At 69.7% G+C, this 12,323-nt stretch carries 12 protein-coding genes and 1 pseudogene; 6 read left to right on the top strand and 7 right to left on the bottom strand.

Going from position 1 to position 12,323, the window contains the following annotated elements:
* The first annotated feature begins 27 nt into the window (after positions 1 to 27).
* Complete coding sequence (locus tag OG194_RS09380; RefSeq protein WP_327400391.1) at positions 28 to 510, top strand: DUF456 domain-containing protein; 483 nt, start codon at positions 28 to 30, stop codon at positions 508 to 510.
* A gap of 3 nt (positions 511 to 513) precedes the next feature.
* Here OG194_RS09380 and OG194_RS09385 read toward each other — a convergent pair whose 3' ends face one another.
* A complete protein-coding gene (locus OG194_RS09385; protein WP_327400392.1) occupies positions 514 to 1,722 on the bottom strand; it encodes an SGNH/GDSL hydrolase family protein in 1,209 nt (402 codons plus the stop codon).
* Between the two features lie 178 nt (positions 1,723 to 1,900).
* Between OG194_RS09385 and OG194_RS09390 the strand changes: the two genes are divergently transcribed.
* A complete protein-coding gene (locus tag OG194_RS09390; protein WP_327400393.1) occupies positions 1,901 to 2,284 on the top strand; it encodes a PPOX class F420-dependent oxidoreductase in 384 nt (127 codons plus the stop codon).
* Between the two features lies 1 nt (position 2,285).
* On the opposite strand, the gene OG194_RS09395 is transcribed toward OG194_RS09390, so the two are convergent.
* From OG194_RS09395 to rsgA, 3 genes are all read right to left on the bottom strand, one after another.
* Entirely contained in the window at positions 2,286 to 2,795 is a 510-nt protein-coding gene (locus OG194_RS09395; protein ID WP_327400394.1) for a methylated-DNA--[protein]-cysteine S-methyltransferase, read from the bottom strand.
* Complete coding sequence (locus OG194_RS09400; RefSeq protein ID WP_327407025.1) at positions 2,792 to 4,225, bottom strand: DNA-3-methyladenine glycosylase 2 family protein; 1,434 nt, start codon at positions 4,223 to 4,225, stop codon at positions 2,792 to 2,794. Before OG194_RS09400 ends, OG194_RS09395 begins: the two co-directional genes overlap by 4 nt.
* A gap of 112 nt (positions 4,226 to 4,337) precedes the next feature.
* Complete coding sequence (gene rsgA / locus OG194_RS09405; RefSeq protein WP_327400395.1) at positions 4,338 to 5,459, bottom strand: ribosome small subunit-dependent GTPase A; 1,122 nt, start codon at positions 5,457 to 5,459, stop codon at positions 4,338 to 4,340.
* A gap of 598 nt (positions 5,460 to 6,057) precedes the next feature.
* Between rsgA and OG194_RS09410 the strand changes: the two genes are divergently transcribed.
* Genes OG194_RS09410 through OG194_RS09420 form a run of 3 tightly spaced genes read left to right on the top strand, consistent with a single transcriptional unit; the run spans position 6,058 to position 9,544 of the window.
* Complete coding sequence (locus tag OG194_RS09410; RefSeq protein WP_327400396.1) at positions 6,058 to 8,460, top strand: glycoside hydrolase domain-containing protein; 2,403 nt, start codon at positions 6,058 to 6,060, stop codon at positions 8,458 to 8,460.
* Entirely contained in the window at positions 8,460 to 8,852 is a 393-nt protein-coding gene (locus tag OG194_RS09415; protein WP_327400397.1) for a hypothetical protein, read from the top strand. The genes OG194_RS09410 and OG194_RS09415 overlap by 1 nt, the downstream gene beginning before the upstream one ends.
* Positions 8,849 to 9,544 (top strand): hypothetical protein, encoded by a 696-nt coding sequence (locus OG194_RS09420; protein WP_327400398.1) that lies wholly within the window; start codon positions 8,849 to 8,851, stop codon positions 9,542 to 9,544. The genes OG194_RS09415 and OG194_RS09420 overlap by 4 nt, the downstream gene beginning before the upstream one ends.
* Before the next feature lie 353 nt (positions 9,545 to 9,897).
* On the opposite strand, the pseudogene OG194_RS09425 reads toward OG194_RS09420, so the two are convergent.
* The 3 genes and pseudogenes from OG194_RS09425 to OG194_RS09435 form a co-directional block, all read right to left on the bottom strand.
* A pseudogene (locus OG194_RS09425) lies at positions 9,898 to 10,156 on the bottom strand (ribosome small subunit-dependent GTPase A); the annotation flags it as partial.
* Between the two features lie 190 nt (positions 10,157 to 10,346).
* Entirely contained in the window at positions 10,347 to 11,114 is a 768-nt protein-coding gene (locus tag OG194_RS09430) for an SDR family oxidoreductase (protein WP_327400399.1), read from the bottom strand.
* Between the two features lie 67 nt (positions 11,115 to 11,181).
* Positions 11,182 to 11,397, bottom strand: coding sequence for a putative quinol monooxygenase (locus OG194_RS09435; RefSeq protein WP_327400400.1), 216 nt, complete (start codon positions 11,395 to 11,397; stop codon positions 11,182 to 11,184).
* 111 nt (positions 11,398 to 11,508) lie between these two features.
* Between OG194_RS09435 and OG194_RS09440 the strand changes: the two genes are divergently transcribed.
* Positions 11,509 to 12,156, top strand: a complete 648-nt coding sequence (locus tag OG194_RS09440) for a winged helix-turn-helix transcriptional regulator (protein WP_327400401.1) — start codon at positions 11,509 to 11,511, stop codon at positions 12,154 to 12,156.
* Positions 12,157 to 12,323: the final 167 nt, after the last annotated feature.

Raw genomic sequence — 12,323 nt, forward strand, 5'->3', positions numbered from 1 at the left:
TCACCCGGGATCCCGCAGGCTGGGCAGATGGGAGTGGGTGAACTCCTCCTGGTCGGCGTCGTCATCCTGCTCGGCCTGTGCGGAGTCTTGGTGCCCGGAGTGCCGGGGTCGTGGCTGGTGTGGGCCGCGGTCCTGTGGTGGGCGCTGAAGGACCCGCAGCCGGTGTCCTGGGGCGTCCTCGTGGGCGCCACGGCCGTCCTGTTCCTCTCCCAGGTGGTGCGCTGGGCCCTCCCGCCCCGCCGCCTGCGCACGAGCGGCGCGACCCCCCGAATGGGCGTGTACGCCGGAGCGGGCGCGCTCCTCGGCTTCGTCCTGATCCCGGTGGTCGGCGCGATCCCCGGCTTCATGGCCGGCGTCTACCTCCACGAACGCCTGCGCCTGGGCCGCCACGGCGAGGCCATGGCCTCCCTCCGTACGGCGATGCGCTCGGGCGGCTCCAGCGTGCTGACCGAACTGTTCACCTGCCTGCTGATCATGGGGGCGTGGGTGGGCGCGGTGATCTGGGGCTGACCCTCAGCTGAGCGCGGTGAGGTCGACCGTGTCGGCGAGCGCCCGCATACCGGCGTCGTTGAAGTGCAGGTGATCACCGCAGTCGTACCCGGGCAGGATCCGCTGCGGCTGCTCCGGGTCACGGACGGCGGCATCGAAGTCGACCACCCCGTCGAAGGGCCCGCCTCCACGGATGAAGCCGTTGATCTCCTGCCGTACGGCTTCGCGGGCGGCCGTGTACCCGCTGTTGCCGCCGTACGGGGTGAGGGTCGCGCCGATGACGCGGATGCCGTGCGCGTGGGCCCGGCTCACGAGGGTGCGGTACGCGTCCTCGAAGGCGGCGGGGTCGGTGGCGTTCGGGGTGCCCTTGATGTCGTTGATGCCCTCCAGGAGGATCACCACCCGCACCCCCGACCGCGACAGGGCATCGGCGTCGAGACGGGACAACGCGCTCGGGCCTACGTCGTCGCGCAGCAGCCGGTTCCCGGAGACACCGGCGTTGAGGACACCGAGGCGACGGTACGACGGCAGGGCGCCGAGACGTTCGGCGAGCCGGTCGGGCCAGCGGTGGTTGGCGTCCCGGGTGGAGCCGTTGCCGTCGGTGAGGGAGTCGCCGAGGGCGACGACACTGCCGGCCGCCGGGGCGTCGAGGACGTCGACACCGGTGACGTAGTACCAGGAGGTGGTGGTCGCCGTGTACGCGGAACCGTCGACATCGGCGGCCCAATTCCCTTGCGGGGCAAGGTAGTTGGTCTGCCCGGCCGCACGGTGGTAGGTCGCCGGACCGGAGTCGTCGGGCGTGTGCACCGTGACGAGCAGATCCGCCCCGTCGGGCACGGCGAGCGGAACGGGATCACTGACGAGGTCCTCCCCCACCGGAATGGTGACCGACCGCGCTCCGCCGAAGGTGGCGACCCACATCGACCCCGGCACGGCGTCCGGCCCCACCTCCCGCAGGGCGACGGTCACCGCGTCGAGGCGAAGAGGAGAGGTACCGAGCCGGTTGGTGAGCCGGACGCGGGCCGCGCTGCCGCCGACACTGAGGTGAACGACGTTGCGGAAGGAGGCGCCGGGCAGCGCCGGGGCGGTACCGGAGGGGGCGGCTTCCCAAGTCCCGGTCCAGGTGTCCGACGCCCGACCGGCCGGTCCCTCGGCTGCCGCCGCACCCTCCCCAACTCCCGCTCCCAGCACGCACACCAGCAGTGCTACGACGACCCGTCCGGCCCCGACCATGAGCGCTCCGCCTCTCCCCACCAGCCACAAAGAAGGCGACCGTGGCACGCCGGGACAGGCGGACGGCGGAGCATCACCGGCGCCGAGCCCCGCGTCCCCCTCCGGTGTGGGGCATAAGGCGTAAGGCCTGGGACCGAAGGCCGATGCGCACGGCGAGCAGGCGTGTTTGGCTGCGGTCATGACCGAATTCACCGAGGCCGAGCGCGCCTACCTCACCTCACAGCGACTGGGCCGCCTCGCCACCGTCGATCCCCAGGGCCAGCCACAGGCCAACCCCGTCGGCTTCTTCCCCCAGGCCGACGGGACGATCCTGGTCGGCGGCTATGCGATGGGCACGACGAAGAAGTGGCGCAACCTGCGCGAGAACCCGAAGGTCGCGCTGGTCGTGGACGACATCGTCAGCGTCCGACCCTGGAGGGTACGGGGTATCGACATCCGCGGCGAGGCCGAACTCCTGGTCGGGCCACATGAGTTGGGCCCGCACATGAGCGAAGAGGTGATCCGTATCCATCCCCGGCGAATCCACAGCTGGGGCCTGGAGACGGAACCGGGAACGGACTGACTCAGCCCAACGCGTCCTCCAGCGTGAGGAGTTGCACCTTGCGTTCGAGCCCGCCCGCATACCCCGTCATCGCCCCGTCGGCGCCGATCACGCGATGGCAGGGCCGGACGACCAGCAACGGATTGGCGCCGATCGCCCCGCCCACGGCCCGGACCGCGACCCGGGGCGCGCCGATCCGCGCGGCGATCTCGCCGTACGTCGTCGTCGCGCCGTACGGGACGGAGTCGAGGGCGGTCCACACGCGCTCGCGGAAGTCCGTGCCGGAGGTACGGAACTCCAGCTGGAATTCCTTGAGTTCACCGGCGAAGTAGGCGGCGAGCTGCTCCCCGGCGGCGCGGAAGGGGCCGGGGTCCTCCCGCCACTCCGGCTGGACGGTACGGCCACCCTTCTGGCCGGGCACGGAGAGGGAGGTGAGAGCGCCGAACTCGTCGGCGGTGAGGAGGAGTTGGCCCAGGGGGCTGTCGAAACTCGTCCAGCGGGTGGCCGTCGGGTCGGTCGTCGGGACAGTCATCGTGACTCCAACTCCCCTGCCGTGCGCAGGTGTTGTACGTGTTCGAGATGCTCTAGGTGCTGTACGGCGTACGAACGCCAGGGACGCCACGCATCCGGAATGTCAACGCCGGGCGGTGCCACATCGGGGTCGCCGAGGGCGCGGGTACGGATGACGGCAACGGTGTCGGCGCCCATGCCGGGCAGCGCGAGCAGGGCCTCCTCCGCGTCGTCCCGGTCGACGCCGGCGTCGAGCCGTACCGTGCCGTCGGCCAGGGCGGTGGCGAGGGCGGCCAGGGGTTCGCCCGGGGCGGCGTCCACCAGTGCGGACGGCTCGGGGAAGAGGTGGGTGAGGCCGCCGGAGGGAGCGTCCAACAGCTTCCCGCACCGCCGCACCAGCCGCTCGGCCTCCGCCCGCCCGACCAGCGCCCGTACGGCGAGTTCCTCCGGGTCGGCGGTGCCCGGTGAGCGCAGGCCGGGTCGGGCGGCGACGAGCGGGGCGAGCCGGGGATCGGCGCCGAGCCGTTCGTCGACGGCGTACGGGTCGGCGTCCAGGTCGAAGAGTCGTCGTAGGCGCTGGACGGCGGTGGTCAGGTCGCGGTGGTCGGTGAGGTGCAGACGGGCGTCGAGCCAGCCGCCGGGGTGGGCGGGGGGCGCGGTCCTGAGGGCGCCGGGGCGCTCGTCGACGGCGACGATTCCGGTGCCGTAGGGGAGGCGGAGGGTACGGCGGTAGGTGCGGCGGCCGGGGGTGCCGGTGATCTCCTCGACGCCGGGGACGGCCTCGCGTGCGAGCAGGTCGAAGACGGCGGCGGACTGGTACGGGCCCCGGTGGGCGAGCCGCAACGGGATTCCGGCGGACGGTCCGGTGCCCTTCGCCGGTGCCTTGGGCGCGTGGGGCGTCTTCGCCGTCCGCAACTCGCTCGGGGTCGACGCGTACACGGCGCGGATCGTGTCGTTGAACTGGCGGACGCTGGCGAACCCGGCGGCGAACGCGATCTCCGTGATCGGCAGATCGGTGGTCTGCACCAACACCCGTGCGGTGTGCGCCCGTTGGGCCCGGGCGAGGGCGACCGGCCCGGCACCGAGTTCGGCGGTGAGCTGCCGCTGGACCTGCCGCGCGCTGTAGCCGAGCCGCACGGCGAGCCCGGCGACACCCTCGCGGTCCACGACGCCGTCGCCGATGAGCCGCATGGCGCGGCCGACTACATCGGCGCGCGCGTTCCACTCGGCCGACCCCGGCACGGCGTCCGGACGGCACCGCCGGCAGGCCCGGAACCCCGAGCCCTGCGCGGCGGCGGCCGTCGCGAAGAACCGCACGTTGCGCCGCTTCGGCGTCACGGCCGGGCAACTGGGCCGGCAGTAGATCCCGGTCGTGGCGACCCCGAAGAAGAACTCCCCGTCGAACCGGGCATCCCGGCTCCGCACGGCTTCGTACCTGGTGTCTTCGTCCATCACGCCGTCCAGTCTCCGCCATCCCCGGGGGTGGGGCTGGCGGAAATCGGACGGAGTGTTGACCCGGTGCCGGGCTGGGCAGGGCCGGACTGCCTGCCTGCCGGGGACGCGGCTAAGCCCAGCGCCCCCGCTTCGCCTCCATCGCCGCCTTCCCCTCCGCCCCCTTCCGCTTCCAGTCGCGGCGCAGTTCGGCGCGGGCGCGGGCGTCGGTCTTGGCGACGATCCACTGGTTCTCGCGCATGAGCTTGCGGTAACTGTCGAGCCGGCGTTCGGGAAGTTCACCGGAGTCGAGGGCGGCGAGGACCGCGCAACCAGGTTCGGCGGTGTGGGCACAGTCGTGGAAGCGGCACTGTCCGGCCAGTTCCGCGATCTCGGCGAAGACCTGCCCGACCCCGGTCTGCGCGTCCCACAGCCCGACACCGCGCAGCCCCGGCGTGTCGATCAGCACCCCACCACCCGGCAGGGCGAGCAGGTTGCGCGTGGTGGTCGTATGACGGCCCTTGCCGTCGACGTCACGCGTCGCCTGGACGTCCATCACGTCCTCACCGATCAGCGCGTTCGCGAGCGTCGACTTGCCCGCACCGGACTGCCCGAGCAGCACGGACGTACCGCCGGCGGCGACCGCGGCGAGCACGTCGACCCCGTCCCCGGTGGCGGCGCTGACGGCCAGCACCGGCACGCCCGGCGCCGTCGTCTCCACGTCCTGGACGAGATACGACAACGTCACCGCGTCCGGCACCAGGTCGGCCTTGGTCAGCACGACCACGGGCCGGGCACCGGACTCCCACGCGAGCGCGAGAAACCGTTCGATGCGGCCGAGGTCGAGGTCCCCGGTCAGCGGTACGGCCACGATCGCGTGGTCGACATTGGCCGCGAGGATCTGCCCCTCGGACCGCTTGGAGGAGGTGGAACGCACGAACGCGGTACGGCGCGGCAGATACGTCCGTACGTACCGCGGGTTACCGCCTTCGGGGTCGACAGCGACCCAGTCGCCCGTGCACACGACCTTCATCGGGTCACGCGGGACGACGAACTCGGTGTCGGCACGGACGGTGCCGGCCGACGTGACGACATCGCAGAGGCCACGGTCGACCCGTACGACCCGGCCGGGCAGGAGACCCCGCTCGGCGAACGGGACGAACTCGGCCTCCCAGTCCGCATCCCAGCCGTACGGCTGGAGCGGATGCACGGAAGCGGAAGACGAGAACGAACCCGGGAGGGAGGAGAAAGACAAGGGGTGACCCTTCACAAGGGTGGCCCCGGCACCGCGCACACAGACGCGGGAGGAAGAGAGGTCAGCCGGAGACCACGGGAGTGGACTTGATGAACTTCCGGATGCGGGCAGCGCCCATCTCAACGACAGCCATCGGTCACACCTCCCATATGCACTCAACCGACAGTGGCGACCAACCGGCCACCACTGGGACGAGAAGAAACCTAGCCGCCGACTTCCACGGAGCGCCAACCATTATTCGACGAGGAGTCAGGGCGCATCTCAAGCCCGGCGCATCTCACGCCCCGGGACAGACGCTGTTCATCCAGGCACTCATCTGATTGGTTCAGGCCAACTTCCGATCGTCATGGGTATCTCTTGACCCTCAGGTTCCACCTGTGACTAAGTTGATCTCCTTGCGGGGAGCCCAACCAGGCTGCCCGCAAAGGGACTTCGCCGACCAGAGATACCGGTCGGCAGCGGGGGGACACATCGTCAAGCCTGAGGGCCGGCATACGCATGCCCGCACAGGGCGCGGGTCCACGTATGCGCATGTTCCCCATTCGCACCGTCCCGTGTGCCCATCAGCGATCCCCGAACAGCGAGGAGAGGCTGTCTCATGGCCGACGAAAAAGTTCTTGCCGCCCAGCAGTGGGTCAACACCACCTACGGTTCGGTGGCGGGATACGCGGCGTGCCCCGAGAACGGGCAGACCGGCTGGTCCACCATGTACAGCCTGACGATGGGTCTGCAACACGAGCTGGGAATCAGCCCTGTTGTGGCCAACTTCGGCGCCGGCACCCTCTCAGCGGTGGCCGCCCTGGGAAACATCGGAATCGGCTGGCAGACGAAAGCGAACATCGTCAAAATCATCCGTCACGGGCTCTTCTGCAAGGGCTACTGGGGCGGGGACACCGGGGTGGTGTCCTTCGACTCCGCCGCCGCCGCGTCGGTCGACCTGATGAAGGAGAACATGGGCCTCGTCCGCGATGGCGGGGTGGTCCAGCCCAAGGTCCTCAAGGCGATTCTCAACATGGACGCCTACGCCGTCCTGTCCGGCGGCGACGACAAGATCAGATCCATTCAGCAGTGGCTCAACGGCCGCTACTGGACGCGGAGTACATGCACCATCGGCCCTACCGACGGCCACTACTCCCGCGATGTCCAGCAGGCTCTGATGAAGGCCGTCCAGATCGAGGGCGGCATACCGGAGGCCCAGGCGACCGGAAACTTCGGCGCCGGAACCCAGGCCGTGCTCAAGGCCCATTCCGTGGGCCCCGGCTCGTCCGGAATCTTCATGCAACTCTTCTCCGCGGCCTGCGTGTTCAACGAACCCGTTCTCACGGCCGCCAAGGACGATCAGCGCACCCACTTCACCGACACCTGGGACTCCGACATCTCGGGCTGGGTCAGCGGCTTCCAGACGTTCTCCGGGTTCGCCAAGTCCGAGCGCTCGGGTGTGGGCGACTACCTGACCTGGGCCCAACTCCTGGTGTCCATGGGCGATCCCGACCGCGCGGCCACCGGATCCGACACCGCGTACACCATCACGGCGTCGCGGGCACAGCGGATGCGCGACGACAAGTACCTGTATGTCGGCCGCTACCTGAACGAGGCCTCGGCCGGCGGCGGTTCGAAGATGTTGGAGGAAGGCGAACTCGACGACATCTTCGGCGCGGGCCTGCGCGTCTTCCCCATCTTCCAGGACAACGGGAGAACCCTCGCCGAGTACAACTCCCCCAACGGCTACGCCCACGGCCGGCTGGCCCATGACCAGGCGGTCCACTTCGGGTTCAACCGGGGCACTGTGATCTACTTCGCCGTCGATTACGATGCGACCGTGGAGGACATGCCGAGGATCCTGGAGTACTTCCGGGGTGTCACCTCCGGCCTCGCCTCCAAGGGAAAGCGTTACGTGCACGGCGTGTACGGCTCCAGAAACGTGTGCGCCCAGGTGACGCAGGAGACCTACGCCAGATACTCGTTCGTCTCCGGAATGTCCTGGGGATTCTCCGGCAATCTCGGCTTCCCGCTCCCCGCGAACTGGTCCTTCAACCAGATCAAGGAATACCAGGTAACCAACGGCACCGACGTGTTCGCCCTGGACCGTGACGTACACCGGGACGGTGCCGACACCGGACAGGGCGACGTCAACCACGTCGTCTCCCCCGCGGCCTCCCTCCTCGCGAACATCGACCAGTTGTACGCCCTGGCGCAGAACTACGGCAGCGGGGACCCGAACCGGCTCGTCACCGACTACTACCGCCAGGCGCGTTACTCGGACTACAGGTGGACGCAGCTGATAGGCGACGTCGACTGGGACTTCGTCGCCTACGCCGACAGCCACGGGGCGGAATTGCTCTCCGAATTCACCGACCCCTTCACGGGACAGGCCCTTGGCCCCCAGCATCTGCTCGCCACCACCGCCGGGCACATGATCAAGCCACCCCTGGTCGACCACAGCCACGCCAACGCGGGTGATGTCGCCGGATGGGCCGGAGACGTCATGACGTTCTACGGGAACTGGCGTCACGACAGCGACTCGGTCGCCTCCGGCTACACCTACTGCACCGACTACATGGCGAAGATCGGCGTCTCCTCCAGCTTCAGCTTCGAGGATCTCGTCGAGGACGTGGACGGGTTCCACCTCGCCGAGAAGCTGCGAGCCGGCAAGGCCATCACCACGGCCCTGCGCGAGCACTACGAACAGACCGGCGGAGCGACCCGTTTCCAGGACTTCCTGTCCAAGCGGTTCGACAGCACGCGGTCCACGGCGCAGGACGCCGCGCACTACATCCTCACCGCGCTGGACTCCCCGATCATCAACCTCGGACGGGTCGCGCTCGAATACGATGGCGGAGGAGTTCTCATCGTCCTGTCCCACACGCTCCCGGACAACCTGCTCCAGCCCTTCTGTCTCGGTTTCGCGGAAACGCTGTTCGCCCGCGCCGGACTGGAGGAGAGCAGCCGGGCGACGCTGCTGGCCAACCACGCCAAGCTCTTCTCGGGCTCCGCCGGCTGATGGGTTCCTGGTTCCTGGCGGTTCTCCTCGTGGCGTGCGGCCTCGCATTCGTCAGGTTCCACGAGGGCCGGCGGCTCGTCGGCATCATCAAGGCCTCCGCCACCACGGGGATTCTCTGCTACGTGCTCGGCTGCCTCCAGGTCGCCATGACCATCCCGGCACACGCATGCCCCGACCAGCTCGAACTGCGCCCCACGGTCCATCTCATCCGATACGACAGCGGCATTCTGCCGCCGCAGGCGACATGCCACTGGGACAACGGAACGCACCAGGACTTCGTGAGCGGCTGGATCAATCCACTCGCCCTTGTCTGCGCGACCGTCCTGACGGCCAGCCTGGTGGCGGCGTCTGTCCTCGCCTACCGCCGCCACCGGAAAGGACGCACACCTTGAAGGACACCGCTCTCCCCGCCCGCACGCTGACCCGCCGTCAGGCCCTCGGCCTCGCCGCGGGCATCACCGCCGGAACCCTCGTCGTCACGAGTCAGAGCGCCCAGGCAGCCCCGTGGCCGAGCGGATGGCGGGGCAGACGGACCCAGAACCACTGGCCGGTCGTTGACGCCGCCGACACGGAGGCCTCGCGGATCGAGGGCACCAACGTCTCCGTCCCCCTCCTGAAGGGCGACGTCACCACCGTACTTCTGCACGTAGTCCGCCGGTTCAGCTACGAGATCGACATGCTCCGCCCCGGCGACGTCCAGGGGTACTCGACCGACCGGGCCGTCGGTGCGGATTTCGAGTCGAACCGTCTGTCCGGTACGGCGATCACGATCCGCCCACTCTTCTACCCGCTCGGGGCGCAGAAGGGCACCGGGCTCTCCGACCTGGAGAAAGTGGTCGTCGCGGACATCCTCGCCGACTGCCGGGGAGTCGTCGGCTGGGGCGGGAACGCGGACCCCGTCAAGGAGTCCCACTTCCAGATCAACGTCGGCCCCGGTGATCTCGAACTGAACCGTCTCGCCGCCCGCATCCGTGGCGAGGACGCCTCCCCCGGCACCGGCGCCGGTTCGATCGACCCGTTCCTCCCGACGCGCCGCAGGAAGGCCGCGGCGTACCTCAAGGACGTGCCCACTCCGGCGCCCTAATCCTGATCACCCCACTCCTGTGCCCCGGTCGTCGAGCGACGCCCGGGGCACAGGAGCCACTTCTTCGGTGGGCCACGTGACGTGAGCGGCCTTCGTTCGAACTCGACCGGAGCCATGCGGGCCGCGGTCTCCCGAACCGCCTTTCTCCGTGCAGGAGTTCACGCTCGACGCACCCTGTACTTCCGACAGGACGCCGCAAACACCTCGGACGTATGGCGCGTGCCCCGGCCGGAAGCGTCGCCAACGGGCAGACACATGATGGCGTCCGGATATCCCGGCCGTCCGCATCGGGCATGCCACCCGCTTGTGGTTTGCCTCCGGGCCGTGCCCCGTAGCTCGCCGACGATGATGAGGGAATCCCACGCGAGCGCGAGAAACCGTTCGATACGGCCGAGGTCGAGATCCCCGGTCAGCGGTACGGCCACGATCGCGTGGTCGACATTGGCCGCGAGGATCTGCCCCTCGGACCGCTTGGAGGAGGCGGAGCGCCGGTCGACCCGGACAACGCGGCCGGCCAACAGCCCTTCGGCGTCGTAACGGGCGAAACTCATCCGCCCACCCGTCGTCCCAGCCGTAGCGGGCGAGTGCGAGAAAAGCAGAGCTGGAAGTCAAGGGAGACCCTTCACAAGGGCGGCCCCGGCGCGCACATGGGCGCGGTGGAAGAAGAAGGCCAACCGGCGGCCACGGAGGTGGACTTGATGCACTTCTGAAGGCGGGCAGGGCCCATCACAGGGACAGCCATCGCCACCGGACCAACGCGCGCCCAAGACGAGTGCGTTCACCACCTCCTACGACACGACCGCTACCAATCGATCTCGGCCAGCAGGAACGGCTCATCCTCGGGAGCCGCCTTCCGGGCCCGCAGCGCCCGTTCGGCGGGTGCCCCGGCCGGTACACGCAGCGGGGGTTCGGGGTGTTCGATCGTGGCGGCCACCGTCGTGGCCACGTCCTCCGGGGTGACGAGTTCGCCGCGGAGCGCGGGCAGTGCCTCGTAGAGCGGGGTGTAGGGATCGTTCTCGCCGAGGTGCACCCTGGCGCGCTCTCCGCCGCCCGAGGAGACCGCGCCGGGCTGGACGACGCTCACCTTGACGCCGAAGTGGCCCGTCTCGATGGCGAGCGTCTCGGCGAGTGCCTCCAACGCCCATTTGCTGGCGCCGTAGGGGCCGATCATGGGCAGCACCATGCGTCCCTGGATGCTGGAGACGAAGACGAGACGGCCCGCGCCGCGTTCGCGCATGGCGGGCAGCACGGCCTGCGCCACGCGCAGCGCGCCCAGGGTGTTGACCTGGAAGAGCCGTTCCACCTCGGCGAGCGGGACGCTCTCCAGGGGTGCGCGCACGGTTTCCCCGGCGTTGCTGACCAGGACGTCGATCTCGCCGGCGTCCCGGACGGCCCGGTCGACGCTTTCCTGGTCGGTGACATCGAGGCGGAGGCGCTGGTCGACGGGGAGGTCGGCCAGGGTTTCCGGGCGGCGCGCGGTGGCGATCACCCGGTGGCCCCGGCCGGCCAGTTCTACGGCGATGGCTCGGCCGATGCCTTGGGATGCGCCGGTGATGAGCACGGAGGACATGGTGGACCTCGTCTTTCGTGGGGGGCGGCTTTCGTGGGTGTCAGTTTTCGTGGGGGTCGGCGGCGGCTCAGGCGGCGGTCTTGTCGCCGACGAGTTCGCCCCGCATGAGCCACGTCGGGCCCTCGGCGTAGAGGACATCCGGGTTCTCCTCGTCCGGGACGACCTCGAACCGGTGGGAGCCGGGCTCGTTCGCGAGGGAGTCGCGGGCGGTGCGGTGGGCCGCCCGGACGAAGTCGTCGCGGTGCTCCGGCTGGACGGTGAAGGAAACCAGGAACTGGTACATACGGCGCCCTCCTCAAGGTCGACACGGTCGGTTCAGTGACTGAACCAGCCCTCGTGAACACCGTAGCATCGCCAGTTCAGTGACTGAACCGCTGCTGGTAGAATCGGGGACATGACCCTCCCCAACACCTACGCGGACGGGAACTGCCCCCTCGCGCGAACGCTGGAGGTCGTGGGCGAGCGCTGGACGCTGCTGATCCTCCGGGACGCGTTCTACGGCGTACGGAGGTTCGGTGACTTCGCGACCCAACTCGGCGTCCCGCGAGCCGTGTTGACCAACCGGCTGAAGTCGCTGACGCAGGCGGGCGTGCTCACCCGCGAGGACGCCGGGGCCGGCCGGGTCGAGTACCGGCTGACGGACAAGGGCCTCGCCCTGTGGCCGGCCGTGCACGCCCTGATGAACTGGGGCGATGCCTTCTACTCCCCGCACGGAGCCAAGCGCGTCCTCCGCCACGACCTCGACGGCGGTCTCCTCGACCCCGACGGACGCTGCCGGGACTGCGGCTCGTCCGTCCCGGTCCCGGAGATCCGGATCGAACCCGGCCCCGGCTTCCAGGCACCGGACCGCGAGGGCGATCCCGTCTCCAGCGCGATCAACACACCACGCCGACTCCTCGACCCGATCGTGACAGCCCCCACACCCGGCCGACAGGACGACACCGGCCCCGGCGCCCGCACGAAACCCCAACCGTCCGGTGACAGGACCGTCGCGCAGGACGCCACAGCGGGATGCCGGGGCGGAATGTCCAACTGGGCGTGAACGGCGGGTGGTTCGGCTCGCCGTCTCCGGCGTGGCAGTCCACCGCGCCGCACACGCATCCTGGGGGAAACGTTGAACAGCACTGAGCGCCGGCGCCAACGGCCGGAAGCTGGCCCGGGGTGCGGACCCCGAACTGTCGCTTCCCGGGGCCGCGTTACCCGGTGGGG

The organism is Streptomyces sp. NBC_01288 (genome assembly GCF_035982055.1).
Taxonomy (GTDB): Bacteria; Actinomycetota; Actinomycetes; order Streptomycetales; family Streptomycetaceae; genus Streptomyces.